Source organism: Nocardia sp. MDA0666 (genome assembly GCF_003023875.1).
GTDB classification, from domain to species: domain Bacteria; phylum Actinomycetota; class Actinomycetes; order Mycobacteriales; family Mycobacteriaceae; genus Nocardia; species Nocardia aobensis.
Genome location: NZ_PYHT01000034.1, coordinates 42,431 through 63,278 on the forward strand (window position 1 = coordinate 42,431; position 20,848 = coordinate 63,278).

The 20,848-nt window shown below is 64.2% G+C and carries 14 protein-coding genes and 1 pseudogene; 8 read left to right on the forward strand and 7 right to left on the reverse strand.

What is annotated here, in order from left to right:
- Positions 1 to 37: 37 nt before the first annotated feature.
- Positions 38 to 1,714 (reverse strand): type VII secretion protein EccE, encoded by a 1,677-nt coding sequence (gene eccE / locus C8258_RS30140; protein WP_106958025.1) that lies wholly within the window; start codon positions 1,712 to 1,714, stop codon positions 38 to 40.
- Positions 1,715 to 1,827: 113 nt separating this feature from the next.
- Between eccE and eccB the strand changes: the two genes are divergently transcribed.
- Positions 1,828 to 3,336, forward strand: a complete 1,509-nt coding sequence (eccB, locus tag C8258_RS30145) for a type VII secretion protein EccB (RefSeq protein ID WP_106958026.1) — start codon at positions 1,828 to 1,830, stop codon at positions 3,334 to 3,336.
- 10 nt (positions 3,337 to 3,346) lie between these two features.
- On the opposite strand, the gene C8258_RS30150 is transcribed toward eccB, so the two are convergent.
- A complete protein-coding gene (locus C8258_RS30150) occupies positions 3,347 to 4,621 on the reverse strand; it encodes an MFS transporter (protein WP_106958027.1) in 1,275 nt (424 codons plus the stop codon).
- Positions 4,622 to 4,770: 149 nt separating this feature from the next.
- On the opposite strand from C8258_RS30150, the gene C8258_RS30155 reads away from it, so the two are divergent.
- From C8258_RS30155 to C8258_RS30175, 4 genes are all read left to right on the forward strand, one after another.
- Positions 4,771 to 5,364 (forward strand): pyridoxamine 5'-phosphate oxidase family protein, encoded by a 594-nt coding sequence (locus C8258_RS30155; RefSeq protein ID WP_233225437.1) that lies wholly within the window; start codon positions 4,771 to 4,773, stop codon positions 5,362 to 5,364.
- Between the two features lie 962 nt (positions 5,365 to 6,326).
- Complete coding sequence (locus tag C8258_RS30165) at positions 6,327 to 6,629, forward strand: hypothetical protein (RefSeq protein WP_146161368.1); 303 nt, start codon at positions 6,327 to 6,329, stop codon at positions 6,627 to 6,629.
- The gene (locus C8258_RS30170; RefSeq protein WP_106958030.1) at positions 6,626 to 8,584 is read left to right on the forward strand and encodes a hypothetical protein; all 1,959 of its coding nucleotides are present in this window, start codon (positions 6,626 to 6,628) and stop codon (positions 8,582 to 8,584) included. Before C8258_RS30165 ends, C8258_RS30170 begins: the two co-directional genes overlap by 4 nt.
- Complete coding sequence (locus C8258_RS30175; protein WP_106958031.1) at positions 8,581 to 8,766, forward strand: hypothetical protein; 186 nt, start codon at positions 8,581 to 8,583, stop codon at positions 8,764 to 8,766. The genes C8258_RS30170 and C8258_RS30175 overlap by 4 nt, the downstream gene beginning before the upstream one ends.
- Positions 8,767 to 9,244: 478 nt before the next feature.
- Here C8258_RS30175 and mycP read toward each other — a convergent pair whose 3' ends face one another.
- Together mycP and eccD are read right to left on the reverse strand one after the other, a co-directional pair.
- Positions 9,245 to 10,672 carry a type VII secretion-associated serine protease mycosin gene (gene mycP, locus C8258_RS30180; protein WP_106958032.1) on the reverse strand — a complete coding sequence of 476 codons (1,428 nt, stop codon included), beginning with the start codon at positions 10,670 to 10,672 and terminating at the stop codon, positions 9,245 to 9,247.
- Positions 10,673 to 10,679: 7 nt separating this feature from the next.
- Positions 10,680 to 12,146, reverse strand: coding sequence for a type VII secretion integral membrane protein EccD (gene eccD / locus C8258_RS30185; protein WP_106958033.1), 1,467 nt, complete (start codon positions 12,144 to 12,146; stop codon positions 10,680 to 10,682).
- Positions 12,147 to 12,305: 159 nt separating this feature from the next.
- Between eccD and eccCa the strand changes: the two genes are divergently transcribed.
- The 3 genes from eccCa (at position 12,306) to C8258_RS30200 (ending at position 17,468) form a co-directional block, all read left to right on the forward strand.
- The gene (gene eccCa, locus C8258_RS30190) at positions 12,306 to 16,352 is read left to right on the forward strand and encodes a type VII secretion protein EccCa (protein ID WP_106958034.1); all 4,047 of its coding nucleotides are present in this window, start codon (positions 12,306 to 12,308) and stop codon (positions 16,350 to 16,352) included.
- A gap of 437 nt (positions 16,353 to 16,789) precedes the next feature.
- Positions 16,790 to 17,104, forward strand: coding sequence for a WXG100 family type VII secretion target (locus tag C8258_RS30195; RefSeq protein WP_106958035.1), 315 nt, complete (start codon positions 16,790 to 16,792; stop codon positions 17,102 to 17,104).
- A gap of 58 nt (positions 17,105 to 17,162) precedes the next feature.
- Positions 17,163 to 17,468 (forward strand): WXG100 family type VII secretion target, encoded by a 306-nt coding sequence (locus C8258_RS30200; RefSeq protein ID WP_106958036.1) that lies wholly within the window; start codon positions 17,163 to 17,165, stop codon positions 17,466 to 17,468.
- Positions 17,469 to 17,571: 103 nt separating this feature from the next.
- On the opposite strand, the gene C8258_RS30205 is transcribed toward C8258_RS30200, so the two are convergent.
- The 3 genes and pseudogenes from C8258_RS30205 to C8258_RS32725 form a co-directional block, all read right to left on the reverse strand.
- Positions 17,572 to 18,762: a hypothetical protein gene (locus tag C8258_RS30205; RefSeq protein WP_146161369.1), complete on the reverse strand. Its 1,191-nt coding sequence runs from the start codon at positions 18,760 to 18,762 to the stop codon at positions 17,572 to 17,574.
- A gap of 12 nt (positions 18,763 to 18,774) precedes the next feature.
- Positions 18,775 to 20,070: a hypothetical protein gene (locus tag C8258_RS30210; RefSeq protein WP_146161370.1), complete on the reverse strand. Its 1,296-nt coding sequence runs from the start codon at positions 20,068 to 20,070 to the stop codon at positions 18,775 to 18,777.
- An 18-nt stretch (positions 20,071 to 20,088) separates the two neighbouring features.
- Positions 20,089 to 20,848, reverse strand: a pseudogene (locus tag C8258_RS32725) (hypothetical protein); the annotation flags it as partial.

A 20,848-nucleotide genomic window follows, 5' to 3' on the forward strand; every position in this document is an offset into this window, starting at 1 on the left:
CCGTCGGTCTGTGTGCCGGTCGAGGAGTCCGGCGAAACTAGTTGTGCGACTGTGCCATTCGCTGCCGGGGATCCTGCTGCGGCATCAGGCGGCGGCCCCGCGGACTGCCGATGTAGGTCGTTTCCCGAGGAATCGAGACCAGCGTCAGATCGACCTGGGTGGTTCCGGTCCGCATCACCACATGGTTGCCTATCGCGCCCGGCTGGTGAATGGACAGATCCGGGTTGGTGGCCGGCCAGCCCATCGGATCGCCGGTGACGTAGATCGTGGTCACGCCGGCATGCGGGGCGGGCGCGAGCACACCGTCGACCACGGCCGCGGTGAATCCGGCGTCGCTCTGATGGGTTTCCACCGCGATGGTGAGCCGCTCGGGATTGCCGATCGTGGTGACCAGCTGCTCCCACGCGTGCGGGCGATCGGTACGGATGAGGATGCGCTCGCCGACGGCCAGCGCCCGGAACACCAGCTGCTGCGCCAGATACAACTCGCCCGCCACGTAGACGGTCGAAATACCCTGTCCGACAAGGCGAACCGCGACACCGTTACCGTCCTCGTCGGAGCCGATCAGCTGACCACAGCCCGACGAGGGCAGATGCAGGACGCCGACGACGTCGATCGGGTACTGGCTCATCGGGACGGTGTCGTCCACGCCCGGGATGGCGATCGGCAGGTGGGCGAGCAGACTCTGGCGATGCCGGCCGCTCAGCGACACCATGCCCTTGCGCTTGGTCTTCTCCGGCAGCTCCCGGGCGGTCAATCGCCAGGCCGCGCCGATGTTCACCGTCTCGGGTGAACTTCCCGGCCGCAGGCGGACCGCGACCGTGGTGCCCCGCGACGGCGCGACCCACAGCTGTGCCAGCAGATCCGAGCCCAGCTGCCTGGGATCGACCGCCGCGCCGATGTTCACGCTGTTGCCCAGTTCCGCGTAGCGCCAGCGGTGGGTCAGCGCCCGCGGGTCGACCCCGGCGCTGATCTGCCACACGGCCTTTCGAATCTCGGGCGCGGTGAGCACGCGGGACGCGCAGTCGGCGTCCTCGAGGGCGCGCACGATGCGCTGGGTCGCGATGGTGACCGCCCGGCCCGCGCCCTCCGTACCGCCGCCGCGCCGCGCCGCGGCCTCCGGACAGGCCAGTGCGTCGAAACTGATTGCGAGCCAGACGGTTCGGTGCGCCGTCGCGGGCAGCGGGCCGAGCAGCGATTCGTAGATCGGTCCCGCGGGCGTGCCGGAGCGGCTGCGGTGGCCGTGGCTGATGATGTCGATACCGGACAGCAGGATGTCGTGCTGGCTCAGGCACTGTGCCAGCTCGGGCAACGGCAGCAGATGCGAGGCGTGCACGGTGTTGCGGTCGATGCGGGTCAGACCGCCCTTGGGCGGCAGCACCTCGACGACGGCGACCACGCGGCTGCCCTCCCAGTACAGACCGAGCGAACGACCGTCCGGGCCACGGAAATCGACGGTATCGCCGAGGTCGTAGTCCTGGCGGGTGACGTAGCGCCACACCGTCGCGATCCACGAGGCGATGGTGCGCTTGCCGATCGGGACGAGCAGCACCAGACCGGCCACGACCGCCGCACCCAGTGCGTACCAGCCGGGTACGCCGACCGCGAGCACGACGAGCCCGACGACCAGCCCCAATAACTGTGCGGCCAGCAGATTCGGCAGCGAGATCCGTCCGAGGAGCGGGCGGCTGTTGGTGCCGCTGGATTCGGCCATCGTCGTCCCCCAAGTACCCGGTGTCGGCCGATTCCTCGATGGCCGAGCTGAACTTCAGTCCTGCTGAACTGTACTGTGTTGGGCGAACGCGAGCACTGTTCGGGGGAGGACTCATGCCTTCAAAGCCCACTACGCGCTGGCAGGTGAGCGGCTATCGCTTCCTGGTCAGGCGAATGGAGCATGCCCTGGTACGCCGGGACGTGCGGATGCTGCACGATCCGATGCGCTCGCAGTCGCGCGCCTATGCCGCGGGACTGGTATTGGGTGTCGTCGCGCTGGCCGGCTGCGGTGTGCTCGCGCTGCTGCGGCCGCAGGGCTCGATCGGCGACAACAAGATCCTGCTGGGCAAGGATTCCGGCGCGGTCTACGCCGTCATCGACGGTGTCGTGCACCCGTCGTTGAATCTGGCGTCGGCGCGGCTCGCGGTCGGTGAACCGGCAAAAGCGGTGTCCATCAAGGAATCCGAGCTGGCGAAGAAGCCGCGCGGGGCGCTGATCGGCATTCCGGGTGCGCCGTCCTCGCTGAACTTCGACAGCAGCGGCAAAGGCCGCGCCTGGTCGATCTGCGACGAGCTGAAGAACGACGGCAGCCGTGACCTGACCACGACGGTGCTTGCCGGGGATCCGTCGCTGGGTTCCAAGGCCGCCAAGCTGGATTCGGGTAAGGCACTGCTGGTGCAGGGGCGCGACGCCGCCTATCTGATCTACGACAATCAGCGCGCGCGGGTCGATATGAACGATCCGAAAGTTACCGAGGCCCTGGGCATTCGGGGAATGACGCCGCGGCCGATCAGCGCCGGCCTGCTCAACGCGGTGCCCGAGGTGCTGCCGATCGTCCCGCCGAAGATCACCGATCCGGGCGGTACGCCGGGCTATCCGCTGAACAACCACCGCATCGGCGATGTGGTGCATGTGGAGACCAAGGATCAGTCCTACGTGGTCCTGCGCGACGGTCTGCAGGCCATTTCGCCGCTGACCGCCGACATCATCCGCAACTCGAATCCGACCGCTTCGGATCATCCGGAGATCAGCCAGTTCGACAGCACTCAGGCGCCGGTGTCGAACGAGCTTCCGGTGCAGCAGTATCCGGCACGGCCGCCCACCGTCGTGGACCCCAAGGACCAGCCGATCGAATGCATGTCGTGGAAGCCGCTGTCCGGTGCCGCCGACAAGGCCGACGGCAGTAAGCGCGCGGAATTGGCTGTCCTGACCGGACATTCGCTGCCGATCCCCGACAGTGCGCAGACCACGCCGCTGGCCCAGGCCGACGGTTCGGGTCCGAACGTGGATGCCTTCTACTCCACGCCCGGCTCCGGATTCTTCGTCCAGACCACCGGTATCGAGGCCGACAGCCAGCGCCGCGACAGCATGTTCTACATCGCCGACACCGGGGTGCGCTACGGCATCAAGGACGCCGCCGCGCAGAAGGCCCTGGGGATGGACGCCGACAAGGCCAAGCCCGAACTCGCGCCGTATCAGATCGTCGGCCTGCTCGCCGCCGGTCCGACGCTCGGCCGTCAGGAGGCGATGGTGGCCCATGACGGCGTGGCGCCGGACCCGAATCCGGCCAAGCAGCTGGTGCGTTCCAAGCAGGACCAGTCGGCGCAGCAACCGCAGAACTAGCCGGACCCGGCTATTGCCGGGCGGGCGTCTCGGGTAGCGCGCTCTCGTTCGTGCCGAAGCGAATCCCCTTGGCCTCCTTGCCGATCAGCGTCAGGAAGGCCACCGCGATCAACACCGGGACGATGGTGACGGCCAGGGCGAACGGATATCCGTGGCTCTCGGCCACCCGCTCCTGGATCGGCAGATTGAGCGAGGCGAGCAGATTGCCCAGCTGGTAGGTCACGCCCGGGTAGAAGCCGCGGATAGCGTCGGGCGACAGTTCGGTCAGATGTGCCGGTATGACACCCCAGGCGCCCTGTACGACCAGTTGCATCAGGAACGATCCCAGGCACAGCATGGCCGCGGTCGTCGAATAGGCGAACAACGGCACGATCGGCAGTCCGAGCAGTGCGCAGAAAATGATGGTGTAGCGGCGGCCGTACTTCTGCGAGAGGCTGCCGAACACCAGACCACCGATGATGGCGCCGATGTTGTACACCACCGCAATCCATTTCGCGGTCGCCGAGGACAATCCCGCGCCGCCGTTGTCGATCGCGGACAGGAAGGTCGGGTAGATGTCCTGGGTGCCGTGGCTCATCCAGTTGAACGCGGTCATCAGGAGGACGAGATAGGCGAAGCGGCGGATCACGACCGGATTCATCACCACGTCACGCAACGAGGTCTGGGTGAGCCGCATACGTTCCCGGCTGCTCTCCCACGCCTCCGATTCACCCACCCGGGTCCGGATCACGAGGATGATCAGGGCCGGAATCACCGAGAGCGCGAACAGCCACCGCCAGGACAGGCCGAGCCAGTTCATCACCAGCAGCGAGGCCAGTGACGCGAGCAGATAGCCGAACGAGTAGCCCTCCTGCAGGAGTCCGGAGAAGAAGCCACGCCGCTCGGCGGGGATCTTCTCCATCGCCAGCGCCGCGCCGAGTCCCCATTCGCCACCCATGCCGATGCCGTAGAGCAGCCGAAGTATCAGCAGCACAGTGAAATTCGGTGCGAACGCGCACAGGAACCCGATCACCGAATAGAACGCGACGTCGACGATCAGCGGAATGCGCCGGCCCACCCGGTCGGCCCAGAGGCCGAACAACAGCGCGCCCACCGGCCGCATGATCAGTGTCGCCGTGGTGATGAACGCGACGTCGGATTTCGGCATATCGAAGGACGCGGCGATATCGGCATAGACGAAGACGACCAGGAAGAAATCGAAGGCGTCCATCGTCCAGCCCAATTGGGCCGCGATGAACGAATTGCGCTGATCGGGAGTGAGACGTTGCCTGCCGGCGACTGTCATGGCTGTTCCTGCCCCTCGTGCGACGACCCGCGACGGCCGTACCGCTGGACCGCCGCTGTCAGAAATACTGAGTCATCGCCGCGCTGCCCGTGTCGATCTTGGACGGATTCACCCCCGCCGACCAGGGCATATCGCCTATAACGGACGAATTGACGGCGCGCCCGGCGATGAATACGGCGGCCGCGCCTCGTCACAACACCATGCAGACGACCAACCTCGCCGAACTGTACGACCTCGATCCGCTGGACTGGTCCGCCGTCGTGGCCGGTCTGAACGCCGGATTCCCGCAGGCGCCCGGGACGGGTGGCCCCGATCGGCACACCTGCTGGCTCGCCACGATCGATCCGGACGGCAGCCCACATGTCACCGCGGTGGGCGCCCTCTGGGTGGACGGTGCCTTCTGGTTCGAAACCGGGCCGCGAACACGCAAGGCCCGCAATATCTCTCGCGATCAGCGCTGCACGCTCAGCGTCGCGCTGGACACGTTCGACCTCAGCGTGAACGGCACCGCCGAACGCGTCACCGACCCGGCGACGGTAGCGCAGCGGGCCGCCGACTGGGCCGGTGAGGGGTGGCCGTGCCGGGTCGACGATTCCGGCGCGGCCCTGACCGCCGACTTCAGCGCACCGTCGGCCGGCCCGCCGCCCTGGTACGTCTACCGCATCGTGCCGCACGCGGCGACGGCGCTGTCGACGGTCGAGCCGGGCGGGGCGACCCGCTGGCGGTTCGGCGAGCCGCGGTGATTGTCACCCGCCGCGCGTCGCCGAAATGGCGGCGCTCGCAACGCTCTTGCGGCCGTGGCGATCCAATCCCAAGCGCGTCACCTCTGCATTCAGCACCCTCGAATGCCGACTCACTGCACGGTGTCGTCGCCGGCATACATCCGCCTGCTTCGCTCAGGACGTGCTCTCAGGCAACGAGATTCGCAGCTTTTTCCATGAACGAGCTTATGGTGCAATAGTTTTCATGATCGCCCAAGGGGAGTTGGAGCGTCATCTGCGCGGGAGGGGAAGATCATGGCTGGGAGTATCTAGCTGTCTCTACTTTTGGCGAAATCGCTCGACAGCTTCCATGAATACGTCGCAGAGACAGCGCTCGTAATGTGATAAAGGTGGGTTGAAGTTGCGTCCATCAATGCATTGATTTGTCACTGATGCTTCGGCGTTTCGATACGTGACGAAAATTCCGACTTCCATCTTTGAGTGATTCGCTTCGCGTCAATCGCGGCTGGATCCGTTGAGGCGAGGCGTTGTGTTAATGCCAGAAGAACGACCGAAATAATGACTCGAAAAGCTTGCAGCTCGGACATTGAAGGTCCTCGACAAGGGTAACTACAACCTTCGAATCTGCGTTACCGAATCGGAGGCCGTTCTCCACATTGCCGATGTAGTCCCTGACTCCATCCAAGACACCCCCGATGAAGCAGTCGCTGGGCTGACGGACGCGGTGGCTGTATCGACTGCGGTCGTCGAGGCGGCGGTAGCGGCAGCTGAGGGGCACAGGTAGCGCCATTGGTTCAGGGCTTGCCGTACTGAAGGAGTGGTTAGTAAGGCGGTGTTCGCCCCACCGGGCCTGCCACTGCCGTGAGAACTGCTCTAGCACTTGCTATTTCAGTTGGTACAGTTAGAATCGGCGTGCATGGCTGTGTGGCGCGGCTTGTAGCTGCAAGTTGCGCCATCTGACTTTTCGGGGGATCTTGTTGTACATGGATGTGCCTGCAGTGCAGGCAATTTCGAGCGATCTGCAGAGGTCTGCCCAGCAGCTGAACGACAGTGCGCGCATGTTGTCCGGAGCAGTGCAAGAGTTCAATGCCACCGATGCGGGTAGTCACTACACCGCGCGCGGTGAACAGGTCTCTCGCGGACTGGAGGGCCTTTCCAGGCGGATGTTCATGTGGGCCAACTGTGTCAACGACACCGGTGCGGCGGTGGGACAGGCTGCGGTGACGAACGGCCAGGTCGACCAGGGCTCGGGCGCGGCGATCGCGCAGAACAGTGTGAACATATGAGGCACGGAGATTCGTCGAACACCGGAATCGACAAGCTGCTCGATTCCGGCAAAGAGGGTCTGAACTTCTTCAGCACATTCATCCCGCGGTACAAGGCATGGACCGGTGCCGATCCGTCCGGTGGCAACGAGGCGACGCTGACGGCTCGCTACGATCAGCAGCGGGGGATGGATGTCGAGCCGCTGCGGGCCATCGGCACGGCGATCGGTCAGGAGCTCAATGGCGCTATCGGTGCCGCAATCCAAGACCAGCGGGTCCGTCTGCGTGAGCTACCCTCCCGCTGGAGCGGTTCTACGGGAGCGGACAACGCCGCCCAGATGGTGCAGCGGGTGGCTGATCAGATCGGCAAGGAGCACGACAACCTCGACGGTATCGCGCGAGCGTTGTCGGCGGCCGCCGAGCAGTTGGAGAATGTGGTGCGCACCAAGGCGGATGCCGTCCGCACCGATTTCTCGACCAACACACTCGCGGGGAAGTCGGCTGACCAAATCGATAAGGTCATATCTTATGCGCGCGGTGATTTCGGCGGTGCGGCGGATGTCGACGAGCACCGCACAAAGGTGCGCGACATCCTTCCGGAAATCGGCGCGGCCGACGACCCGGCCACCTACTCGAAGCGCTGGCTCGACAACGTATTCGTCCCAGCGCTGGATGGAAAGATAGCCGCATTCACCGCGTTGACCGATGCCACCCATACCGCCGTAACCGGTGTGTACGACCAGTTGGCGGCAGCGTTGGAAAGTCTGGGGTCTTCGCCGTATACCGGACCGAACGGCCAGCCGTCCGCGGCCACCAGCCTGGAAGCCGGAAAGCCGGGGGATGTGTCGCAGGCGCTCTTCGGCGGTATGTCGGTGACGCCGGCGGCCGCGCTGACATCGACCGCACCGGCGGGTACCTCCACGGCGCCGATGTCGGATGTATCGGGTCAGTCGACCTCGAAGCCGGTGGTCACCTCGGTTTCCGCGCCGGCCGGCGATACGCCGCCGGGACAGGGGACTCTCATTACACCCGTCTCGTCGTCCGCCCCCGCAAAGGGCAACGACGGTGCATCGAAGACGACGCCGACTCAGCAGGGACAAGGTTCGCCGACTCAGCAGTCGCCGTCGACCGAGCCCGCAAAGACGCCGACATCCGTCACCGATATGGGCAAAGTTGGTGAGTGGCGTCCGGGAGACATCGCCAACGTGCTGACCGCAGCGAGTCAAATCACCGGCAAGATTCCCGATATCTTGACCCATATCGGCGACCCGTTGAAGGCTGTGGGAGAGACGGCAAAGGACTTCGGTGAGGTGTTAAAGTCCGTCGTCGGTTCCGACGGGATCACCGGACTGGTCAAGGAGGGAGTCGACGCCGCGGAGCGCATCGACAAGTTGATCGATCACCACAGCCATCCCGGCGAGGCCGCCGAGCAACACTCGAGCTCGGGGCAGCAGAGCAGCGGCGGCCACGGTGGTCCGCAGGATCACGGTCAGCCGAAACCGCCGTCGGCGCAGAGTAACGCAGGAAGCCAAGCCGCTACGACGGGCGAAGCCGGCCACCCAACCGGTCCAGCGCAGGATGGCGCGCCTCCGAAAAACGGAACTGCGGGTAACGAGGGAAGGCCGATTCCGGATCAGGCGTCAGCCAATCGAACTGTGGCGACCTCGTATTCGCCGGCCGCTTCTACGGCAGCGAACACCTCTCCGCTGATGTCGCCGAGTGGACTCTTCGGTGGGATGCACGGCGCTGCGGCACGTTCCGAGGGAGAGACGGAGCATCGGCCGAAGATCCAGTACGGTGCGTCGATTCGACAGGAGGAGCCAGATTTCATCGACGCCGCTGATGGGGGCACGCCCAATGCGCTATCCGAGGATTCTCGTTTCGGTGACCTGTGGACGACCCGATCGGACACAACGCCGTCTGATGCAGAAGCATCCGAAACTGGGAGCTCCGTTCCGGAGGTGAAGAGCGCATGAACTGGGCCGAGAAGATGGAGCGGATCGCCGGGACGTATGCAGACAGCGTCCGCCAAATCCGTTACCGGATAGAGGAAGTGGACGACGTGGCGCGGGAGAACAACGCGGCATTGGGCGTCATCGATTCCAGATGCCAAGGGGATGGCGACCTCTCGAAGGAGCCTCCGAAGCGGCGACGCTAGCCGCTCGGAATTGTTGCGGCCCCGGAAGACTCGGCTCGGTTTGACTTAAGGGGGGTGCTTTCGCTGTAGCAGCGGCATTTCAGCCGTGCTCACTGCAATTCCCGGTCAGCTGTATCCACTGCAACTCAGGAGATAAGAAATGATTAGAAACGCGATCGTAGGAATCGGTATCGCTGCCGGCGTAGTTGTTGGTTCGGCAGGAATTGCCGAAGCCCAGCCGGAGTGGTATCCGACTTACGATGATTGTGTGCGTGCTCACCCACAGGAACGATCTGGATGCACGTCTGTTGATTACAACAACCCGGAGGGGCCACAGAACTTCTATCCACCGACCCATACCGCCGGTTAAGGTCCGTGCATCCGCAACTACGGGCCGTCATCTCAACGGCACAACGGTTCGGCGGGCCGGTTTGCGGAAGGCATCGAGTTCAGCTTGAGACGTGTGGCCGCGAAGAGAACTCTCTTCGCGGCCACACGTCTACTTGTCCCGGGGCTGAAACTTCCGGCGGATCGGAAACGAGGCCAGGAGACCGAGGATGCACATGACGGCGATGACCGCGGAACCGATCAGCGCCACATTGCGGGCGGTGTGGTCCGGTGCCGGCGGGTTCGCCGGGACCGGAAGCTGGCGGGACGCGACCGGGTGCTGGGCCTTCGGCGGGAGCTGGGCGGGAACCTGATCGGTGAGGGCGGCTACCGGGTCGATCACTCCGTAGCCGATATAGGGATTCCAGCCTTCGGCCGGTGCGTGCGCGGTGGCCTCGATGCGCTTGATCACCTCGGGGGCGCTCAGCTCCGGGAATCGGCTTCGGACCAGCGCTGCCAAACCGGCGACATATGGTGAGGCGAAACTGGTTCCGGTGATTTGTTCACGATTCCCCTGCATATCGACTTTGCCTGTTGCTGTGCTCTTGCTCCCTGCGCTGCTGAAACGCGGATCGAGGGAGATGAGACTCTCACCTGGTGCGGCCACGCCCAACCACGGTCCGGGAACCGTGAACTTCGATGCTTGACCGTTCGAATCGACCGAGCCAACAGCAAGTACGTAGTCGTCGTAGCGTGCGGGAGAGACGTCGTAATCGATTTTGCTCCACGGATCTGCCGTCGGGTCCAGCGGGTCGAGCACCGGATTCTTCGCGTTCTTGCAGTCCTTGTCGGTGTTTCCGGCGGCAGCGACCACGACGACATCGTGCTGGGCGGCGTACTGGACTGCCGTACCGAGCGAACGATCCTCGAGATGTTCGGATACCGGCTTGCACGCCGTCAACGACATATTGATGACGGTGGCGTGCATATCCACCGCGTGTCTTACCGCCCACGCGAGGGTTTGCGTCGAGCCGTACCCCTCGGGCATGGCATCCGGGCCCTTGTCGCGGTTGGCGCCCTTCTCCTGAAAGTACGAAGAGGATTGGCGGATACTGAGAATTCGAGCGTCGGGAGCAACGCCCGCGAATCCTTGACCTGCGACCGGACTGGCCGCGATGATCCCTGCGACGAACGTCCCGTGCGCGTCGCAGTCCTCGGTGCCGTCTCCATGTGAGACGTAATCGCCGCCTCCGATCAAACCGGGTAGCCGTGGATTGGGGGCAACGCCGGTGTCGATGACTGCGACCAATTGCCCGGCGCCCCTGGAGAACTGCCAGGCCTTCTCGATCCCGAGGGCTCGCTGTGCATCGGGCACTGTCGGGCCGTCGCCTCCGGTCAGAGTATTCGCGCACGGAGAGTTGGAACCCTGCTCGGTAACGACGGGCGGTCCCATCGGGGGGCCTTGGGGCATCAGCCCTGGATCGATCGCAGGCGGACGATCCGCCACCGCCGACCCGGCACCCACCGACGCACTCAACCCCACGACAGCGGCCACCGCCGCGACGCGAATAACGCGCTGCCCGAACCTTTTCGGATTCATGCGCGACTCAGAGCGATCGAACGAGCGTGTAGAGGTCGGCCACCCAGAACACCAGCGGCAGCACGGCCGCCACGAACGCGTATTCCAGCAGTTCGACCGCGCGGCGCATCGGCGGGGTCGCCGACTGGTTCGGCACGATCGTGCCCAGGATCAGGGCGGCGATCAGCATCACCATGGCCGCGCCGAAGACCGCCAGCGGCTGTTCCACCACGAAGGCCGCGCCGACCATCATGATCAGCAGGATGGCGGCTCCACCGGAGATCAGTACCACGGCCAGCTCGGCGCTCACATAGGTGCGGCTGCGGAACATCAGCACCACCGCGCACACCAGGGCCAGCGCGATGCCCGGCCAGTACGGGCTGTCCGCAGTCGGATCGGTGGCCGCCAGCGCGCCGACGGCGGTGACCAGTATGGTCGCGCCGACCAGACCGGCCAGATACATCCGTGCCCGTTCGGCTTTCGTGCGCAGCACGTCCATCGTGGGCAGCGCGCGGTGATCATCGGGATCGTCCTCGGTCGGATCGATCGGGGTGCCGGGCGAAGGTACCGGCGGCAGTGGCAGTTTCGCGAGTAGCATCGAGACTCGCGGGGCCAGCGACAGAGCCCCGAGCGCGAGGGCCGCGGCCACACCGCCGATCGCCTTCACCGGCTGATCGGTGAGCAATCCGACCAGCGCGGCCGGGATCGCGAAGACGGAAAGTGTTGTGGCGCCGATGAACAGCGCCAAGCCGACGCCGCTCACTCGCCAGGCGAGCAGTGCGGTCGCGCCGACGAGTACCGAGCCGAGCAGCAGATTCGCCCAGCCGTAATGGTCCGGCACGATCAACATGCCCGCGGCGAACGCGGTCGGCAGCGCACACCCGCCGAGTACCAGCGCCGACCCGGTATCGCCGTACATGCGGCTCATCACGGTGCCCGCCACGACCAGCAGGATGGTGAGCACGGCGGCGATCGACCCGGTGATCCAGCCCGCCATGGCATCCGGCGCGGCCAGCAGGCCTGTGCAGCCGGCGAGCATGGTCAGTACCGCGATGATTGCGCCGGTGATCCGCGCGACCTGCGGTGACCAGCTGCGGAAGTGGTCGGTGTCGGCAATCGCGACGTTGTACATGATGTCGTCGAACAGCGGGCTCGGCGCCACATGATCGGCGCTTTCCAACATGAGCAGTTCGCCGTCGCGGACACCCTGTTCGCCGAGGCTCAGCGAATTGGAGAACGGCGGCTGCCCGATCCGCGCGAGTACCCACTCGGCCGGCTGGAATTGCTCGCCGCCGTTGTCGAAGTCGTTGGTGCGACTGTGTTGCGCCACCATGTCGACCACGCTCGGAATGACCAGGGCGACCGGAACGTCGACCGGAATCGCCATATCGACCTGCGTGTGCTTGGCCAGAATGGTCACCCGCGCCAGATCGGGCGCCCGGACGATTCCGCGGCTCGAATCCTCTTCGATATGGTCCAGTCGCGCGTGCGTCACGCTTCCCCCAACTCCGTCTCTACCTGGTGTTTCAGCATGCGCTCCGGTTTGCGGTCGCGCGGCCGATCCGTGCAGAATGCTGGTCGAACTGTACGACATGTCGGCCGCTGCCTCTACACTGAGTCCGCAGTACAGCCGCCGAAGGGGGATCTTCCGTCGATGAGCACTGTCAGGTTCCAGCGTCGTGCGCGCCGGGAGGTTCCGAGGTCACCGGGCGGCGAAGTGACACTGCAACCGCCGCCGGAGATTCCACGCGCGATACCTGGCAGTCTGATGGGCAAACTGATGCCCGTCGTCATGGTCGTCGGCATGGTCGGAATGATGGCCATCATGTTCACCCGCGGTGGAGGTATCGCCTCCAACCCGATGAGCATGATGTTCCCGATGATGATGGTCTTCTCCATGGTCGGCATGTTCGCCGGTCAGGGCGGTAAGGGGCAGAAGGCCGCCGAGGCCAACGAGGACCGCAAGGACTATCTGCGCTACCTGGACCAGGTCCGCAAGGATGTCGACGAGACCGCCTCCCAGCAGCGCGCGGCGGTCGAATGGAGCCATCCCGAACCGGGTTTGGTGTGGATGCTGGCCGGAACCAGCCGCATGTGGGAACGTCGTCCGGGGGACAAGGACTTCTGCCACGCACGCATCGGCCTGGGCGGTCAGCGCCTGGCCACCCGCCTGGTCTCGCCGGAAACCGGCCCCGTCGAGGAACTCGAGCCGATCGCGGCCGTATCGCTGCGTCGTTTCGTGCGTACACATTCCACGGTTCCCGATTTGCCCACCGCCATCGCGGTCAAGGGTTTCGCCACCATCCAGCTCAACGGCGACCGTGCTCAGGCGCGCGATATGACCCGCGCGATGTTGTTGCAGCTGTGCATGTTTCAGGCGCCGGACCAGGTTCTGGTCGCCGTGGTCTGTGGTCCCGACACCGCCGCCGAATGGGAGTGGACCAAATGGCTCCCGCACACCCAGCATCCGGATTCCCAGGACGGCGTGGGCACCGAGCGCATGGTCTACGGTTCCGTCCGCGAACTGGCGGACGGTCTGAACCCCTTGCTGCACAACCGGGTTCGCTATTCGCGCAACCAGCCGGCCAATCAGAATCTGGTCCACATCGTCATCATCGTCGACGGGGGCTTGCTCGAGGCCGAAGAGGATTCGCTGCGGGAATCCGGCTACGAGGGCGTCACCATCATCGATCTGTGCAGTTACGCTCCGCGCCTGGCGGTTTCGCGCGGCATCCAGATGGTCGTCGAGAACGGTGAATGCGTCGGCCGCGGCGCCACCGGCAATATGGAACGCTTCGCCCTCATCGACCGCATCAGCGCACGGCAGGCCGAACAGGTCGCGCGCCGCCTCGCCCCCTTCCGGGTGGCGGCCGTCCAGCGCGGTGGCGACACCGTGGTCGAGGAGAACGCCGAGGTCATCAGCTCGTGGGCACAACTCATGGGGCTCGGTGACATCGGCACCTTCAACCCGGAGAACGGGTGGAAACCGCGCTACGGCCGGGACCGGCTGCGGGTCCCGTTCGGTGTGGGGGCCGACGGCCTGCCGGTCTACCTCGACATCAAGGAGGCCGCCGAGAACGGCATGGGCCCGCACGGCCTGTGCATCGGCGCCACCGGTTCGGGTAAATCGGAATTCCTTCGCACGCTGGTGCTTTCGCTGCTCGCGACGCATTCGCCCGACCAGCTGAACCTGGTGCTGGTCGACTTCAAGGGTGGTGCGACCTTCCTCGGCCTGGAGGGCGTCCCGCACGTCGCCGCCGTCATCACCAACCTCGAGGAAGAGGCCGACCTCGTCGATCGTATGAAGGACGCGCTGGCCGGTGAGATGAACCGCCGCCAGGAGGTGCTGCGGCAGGCCGGTAACTTCGCCAACGTCTCCGAATACGAGAAGGCGCGTGCGGCCGGCGCCGATCTGGATCCGCTGCCTGCCCTTTTCGTCGTGCTCGACGAATTCTCCGAATTGCTCAGCCAGCACCCGGATTTCGCCGAACTGTTCGTCATGATCGGTCGCCTCGGCCGATCGCTGCACGTCCATCTGCTGCTGGCATCCCAGCGTTTGGAGGAGGGCAAGCTCAAGGGCCTGGAATCGCATCTGTCCTACCGCATCGGCCTGAAGACGTTCTCGGCCAACGAATCTCGTCAGGTGCTCGGTGTGCCGGATGCCTACAATCTGCCGAACAGCCCCGGCGGCGGATATCTGAAGTCGGACTCCGGCGAGATCCAGCGCTTCCAGGCCTCCTACGTTTCCGGCGCGTATGTGGGCGGGGGCGCCCAGCGCGAGGTCACCCAGGCCGGCATCGTCGGTGGCGAAATCGATATCCACGCCCGGCCTTTCGTCGCGGGCCATGTCGCGTTCCGCAAGAGCGACCGGATTCCGTTGCCGCCCGAGCCCAGTGCGGTCGAAGAGGCGCAGCAGGACGAGAGCGCGGAGAAGATCTCCAACCTCGGCATGCTGGTCGCGCGCATCCAGGGCCACGGTCGCACCGCCCACGAGATCTGGCTGCCGCCGCTGGACGCGGCGCCGACCCTCGATCAGCTCATTCCGCGCTCGATCCTCACCGGCGAATACAACCCGGTGGCCAGTCTGCGCACCGCGATCGGCATCGTCGACCGCCCGTACGACCAGCGTCGCGATCCCATGGTGGTCGACCTGTCCGGCGCCCGCGGCAACGTCGCCGTCGTGGGCGGTCCGCAGTCCGGCAAGTCCACGGCCCTGCGTTCGCTGGTCATGGGCATGTCGCTGACCCACACCGCCGAACAGGTCCAGTTCTACTGCCTGGACTTCGGTGGTGGCACGCTGTCCGGCCTGGAGGGCCTGCCGCATGTCGGTTCCGTTGCGGGCCGCCTGGATGTGGACAAGGTCCGTCGCACCATCTCCGAGATGACGACCATCGTCCGTCAGCGCGAAATGCGGTTCCGCCAACTGGGTATCGAGTCGATGGCCGACTTCCGCCGCCTGCGCGGCACCGACCCGGCGAGCAGCCCCGCCGCGGCCGGCGCTCACGAGGACCCGTTCGGTGACGTCTTCCTGGTCGTCGACGGTTTCGGTTCCATCCGCCAGGATTTCGATTCGCTCGAACAGCCGATCATGAACCTTGCCACCCAGGGTCTTTCGTACGGTGTGCACATCGTGATCGCGCTGAACCGCTGGGCCGAGGCGCGTCCCGCTCTCAAGGACCAGATCGGCACCCGCATCGAACTGCGGCTGGGCGATCCGATGGATTCCGATCTCGGCCGCAAGGTGGCCTCGCTGGTGCCGCAGGGCCGTCCGGGCCGCGGTATGACCCCCGACGCCCTGCACATGCTGACGGCTCTGCCTCGCGTGGACGGGGATTCGAATCCCGAGAGCCTCGGTAGCGGTGTCGCCGATGCCGTGCAGCGCTTGGTCGCCTCGACCCCGGGCCGCCCGGCGCCCCGCGTGCGCATGCTCCCCGAGGTGCTCAACCGCGACGAACTGCTGCACAACGTGCTCGGCGGCTGGCCGGGCGCGGTGGATCAGTACACGCGGTGCGTGCAGATCCCGATCGGCCTCAACGAATCCGAGCTCTCGCCGGTCTTCCTCAATATGGCCGAGCAACCGCACGTGCTGATCTTCGGCGACACCGAATGCGGTAAGACGAATGTGCTGCGCAACATCATCTTGAACATCGTCGCCTCGAATACGCCCGAGAACGCCAAGCTGATCATCGGCGACTATCGCCGGACGCTGCTCGGCGTGGTCGAAGGCCGCCACGTCGCGGGATACGCGCCGTCGGCGGAGATGCTGGAAACGATGATGCGCGATCTGGTCGGCGTGCTGAAGGCCCGCATGCCCGGCCCCGACATCACTCAGCAGCAGTTGCGTGAGCGGTCGTGGTGGTCGGGCCCCGAGGTCTACGTCATCGTCGACGACTACGACCTGGTGTCGACGCCGTCCGGCAATCCGTTGTCGATCCTCACCGAATATCTCGCGCAGGCCAAGGACATCGGCTTCCATCTGATCATCGCCCGGCGCTCGGGTGGTGCGTCACGGGCGCTGTACGAGCCGCTGATCGGGCGGATGAAGGATATCGGCACCATCGGCCTGCTGATGAGCGGCAACCGGGACGAGGGCGCGCTGCTCGGCAACGTCAGGCTCAGCGAAATGCCGCCCGGCCGCGGCACATTGGTGGCCCGTTCCGGAAACAGCCTGATCCAGACGGCCTGGTCCCCGGCCCCCTGATGACGGCCACCGGCGCCTGCTTCGAAACCGCTGTGGCCGAGGTCATCACCGTCGGCCACAGCGGAAAATCCGAAGGCGCTGGAAATTCCGCGCAGAAGATGGCAGGCTCAGAATCCGGACAGTGTGAACGTCTGATGCGCGATATCCAGCAGGACCGTCGCCCCAGGTACCACCGGCCGATCAGGGCGCGAACGCTCGGGGGCGCGATGCTCATCGCTGAGCGGGACCGACTGACGGCACACGGGCTGTTCAACACGAGAGGGGGAGGTGCAAGACATCCACACCGCAGGCATTCCAGCCATGCGATCGACTGTCGAACTGCGCCGATGCGCGGGACATGACGATGGAACCGAGGACGCACCTCGTGCGTCCAAACCACTAGCAGGAACAAGACCATTCCTCGCCGCGGCCCGCGGTGACCGATAGAAGGAGCCACGATGCCCTTTCACGCCGACGCGCAGCAACTCGCGAACTTTGTCCGCGAGATGCAGGACAAGCACGACGAGATCGGCCGCATGATTACCAGCGCGCACAATCATGCGTCCACCCTCCAGGGTCCTGCGTTCCAGGGTGGCGCCGGAACCGCGTTCCAGAACACCTTCGATCAGTTCTTGACCTCGGCCAACAAGATGAACGAGGCGCTGATGCAGAATTCGCAGAATCTCGAGAGCGCCGGCAAGAAATACGCGGAGATGGAAGAGGGCAACTTGAGCACTCTTCAGAAGACCTCCGACAGCCTCAACTGGGCCTGACCGACCCAGCTCGCTCGGTTCATCACATCATTCCTAGAAGACCCTAAGGAGAAGAACGATGGGTGACTTCGGCCAGATTTCCTACGACTTCGGGACCATCGACGATGCCGGTAGCGGTATCAAGAACGAGGCGATGAATATCACCGCCGCGCTCGAGGACATGGAAAAGAAGTTCCAGGACTTCATCACCTCGCACTGGACCGGTAGTGATGCCGCCCACGCGTTCCACAGCGTGCAGCAGAATTGGCGTCAGCAGTCCGATGAGCTCAGTGCTTCGCTGGCTCAACTCGGTGCCCACACTGTCGGCGCCGGTGAGCAGATGCAGGGCGCCGACGTCTTGGCGGCCAAGCTGATCGCTGGCTGACAACGTAGCTGTACTCGGGAACCGAGACAGCAACGGCCGCATATCCCGATAACGGGATGTGCGGCCGTTCGCGTTTCACGAAGTCTCCGCCGTAATCATTTCTCTACCAACTATTTGCGAGTACCGCGTACTGCGCTGCGGCGCGTTGTTGCGCATCTTTGATCTGGGAGCTGGACACTCGTCCGACGTATCGACCATACCGGACGACACAGCGATACCGCTTGTCGGTAAACACCTGTACTTCCGTATTCTCCTCGCAGAATGCGTCCGGAACGCCCTGCGGAGGTTCTACTGAGATCTTCACTCTGCGATGCAACTCTTCAGCGAGCGCCTGCGCGCCGGCTGCATCCGCCGAGCGAAAGAGCGTCGTATATCCTTCGGTTGTCGAGACCGCCTCGATCTTACCTTTGTCTGCCAATATCTTGCCGTCCGCATTGGATACATTGAGAAATCCACGCGTGGTAAAGGACCCCGCCGTAAGCAGGCTAGGACCGTAGAAGCCTTTCGCTGCGAGTGTCTTGCGGTGCATTCCGTTCGGGTCGTATGGGAGGTGCAGAATATCTCGCTTGGACAGTGGTGGCAGCTCGCGCAGCATCGGAATCTGAACGTCGTAGATATGCTCCAGGAGTGAGGTGAGCTGGGGGAGTTCCGGCTGCGGTGTGCGGGCGAAGATATCCAAGAGGTAGTTCCCTTCGGCCAACCTCGATCCGATCGTCCGAATCCCGGGCCGCCAATGTGACAACGCATTCGGGTACTTTTCCAACCAGACCGGCTGATTTTGATCACGCGCTATTGCGAAGTCGGCCTCTTCGAAGGCCTTGGCAGCCGCAGCGGCTGACTCTTTGTCCGGGAATTGGTAGACTGACATATCGACCAACTCGTCGCCGTCGGTCGGATCGGTCTCCTTGCGTTGACGCTTGTCGGTCCGGACTCCGTATAGCATGCCGTTCTGTTCGAGGGCCGTGACGAAACCTTGCGATATATCTTTGTTCAATCCTTGGTTCGCCTCCGCGATCGCGCCCGAACTGTTTCTTGTGAGACTGGGATCTATCTCGGTACCGATGGCAATTTTGTCGAGTAGCCGCATTGCGGCTATCTCTTTACCGAAATAGAGTTGCGGGATATATCGAAATTGAAGATCGATCGGGTCTGTTGAATAGCTCCCTACATCCAGCTTCCGGACATCGATCTCGGCCGGGGTCGGAGTTCCGCCGACACTCGATCCGCACGACGAGAGGGTCAGCGCTACCGCCACAATCACCGATAGGCAGCTGAATGCCCGCATAATTCGCATTGATCGATCCCCCTATTTGCTGTTCGCCAGAATGGAGTACTGGGCCGATATCCGCTGTTGCGCGTCTCGAAGTTGCTGCGACCAAACGACAGCGGAATACCGGTCGTATCGAACGTGACAGTAGTATCGGACGTTCGTATCCGGGCCTTTGTAATTGAGGCATTTTGCGTTCGGAAGGTTCTTTGGTGAATCCACTCGGCGCATGAATTTGCCCGGAGCGCTCCGAAGCTCGAATATTCGCTCAGATGCCGCTTTGTCCTTGGCACGTACCACCTCGCCGGCATCGTAGGCGACGCGGTCTACACCGTTGTCTCGATAAAGCTTCTCGATAGCCTGCGGATCGTCGATCAATTGCATAGCGCCATGCAGATCGAAAGTGCCGGGCACATTCTGAAACGAATCTCCCTCGGGCCGGCGCAATGCTCGGGAGCGGACGTCATCCGGATCGACTGGCACCTTCATGAGCTGATCAACCGGTGTGGGGGTAAACCCTCGTAACCTGTCGGTGGTGGCGGCGATGGACTTCTGCGCCAGATCTGTGAGAGACGGCAGATCCGAAACGCCGAGTTCCTTGTTTTCGAAGTTTTCGACGATCGTTACTATGACGTACTTGTCGTTGGCCGTCCACGTTGCCAGCGTTTGCTGCGTCGGCTTCCATCTCGCAACGGTATCCGGATATTTTGCCAATGCCGTCGGCTCAACCGCTCCGTCGTCGTAGAAGTCGGCTTTCGACAATTCAGCGGCCGCGTTTCGAGCGGATTCGGCGTCGGAGAACAGGAGCACCGAATCTGCGAGTTCGTAGGAGAGCGAGTAGGCTTCGTCGGAACTTCCCAAGGTGGTGAATCCGCCGACGAAATTCTTCGTCACGGCGTTGAAATTCTCTTCGTGAAGCCATCGAAACATCGAGCTGAGGTGGAACTCCGGCCCGACATCGAGGAATGCGTGCGTTCCGGAGCTTTGCCCCACGGTGAGCTTCGGATCCACCTCATACGGCAGTGGGAGAACGCTCCCCAGCCGGTTGGCTTCCATGAAGCGTGCGACATACATATTCTTGGGCAGACCGAGGTCGACCGGCTTGGTGCTGTATCCACCGACGTCAAGTTGTGCGAGATCGACGACCGGGTCGGTGACTTTCGTTGCGTCCGTGTCGGTTCCGCACGCCGACAGCATCGCGGTGGCGGCGGTCAGCCCGATCGCCGCGATGATCTTGGCGGCTACGGTCAGTGATTTCACTGCTCCCCCCTTGTTTTTCGGATCTTGCGCGGCCTGACGATCCAGCCGCAGGTCGTGGACGGCTGTTACCGGCACAGACCTTCGACGTCGGGCCTATTTCACCTGGTTGTGCAGAATCGGCACCAGTTTTTCCAACAGGGTCTGCTCCGACGTCGGAGTCCAGTTCCTCATGGCGGATACTGCAACGGGATCATCGAGAGGAATCACCGTCGCTCGCGCGCTCGCGATGCTGTACGGCAAGCCGAGCAGGCCTCCACCGCCCGCTTTCGGATCGCTGCGCACCGCGAGGATGTAGCTGTCGGCCGACGCCTGGAGTTCCGGGTACTGGTCCGTGATGGGGCGCGGAGACGGTTCGTCGCCGTTCTTCTGATACTGCAGGTTGTAGACGAAGCCGAGGTCTTCCATGAACTTCGATTGGGATGTGCCACCGAGATAGACGCTGAAGGTCTTCTCGCCGGTCACATCCAACATGGTGATGGTCTTTCCCGCGAACGCAGGATTCGCCGCCCGCGCTTGGGGCACTGACGTGTAGGCCGTGACGGTCGTCGTCGCTGCCGCCGATGCCGACGTCGTCGTCGGCCCCGTCCCGCCCGAATTGCCCTGTGTTGCCCAGACTCCGATGCCGGCGGCCAAGGCCACGGCGACCAGTGCGCCGACTCCGCCGAGGATCAGGGGTTTGCGGCTCTTGGGTTTCGGTTCGAGGAGGCGGGAGAGGTCGGGGTCGGGGCGGGGGCCGGCGTTGGGGTGAGGGGTGAACTTGCCGGGTGCGTGGGCGTCGCTGACGAAGTCGCGCGCGCAACGGGCCGGTTCGGGCAGCTCCGCGAGGCCGAGGCCGTCGGCGACCGCCGTGGCC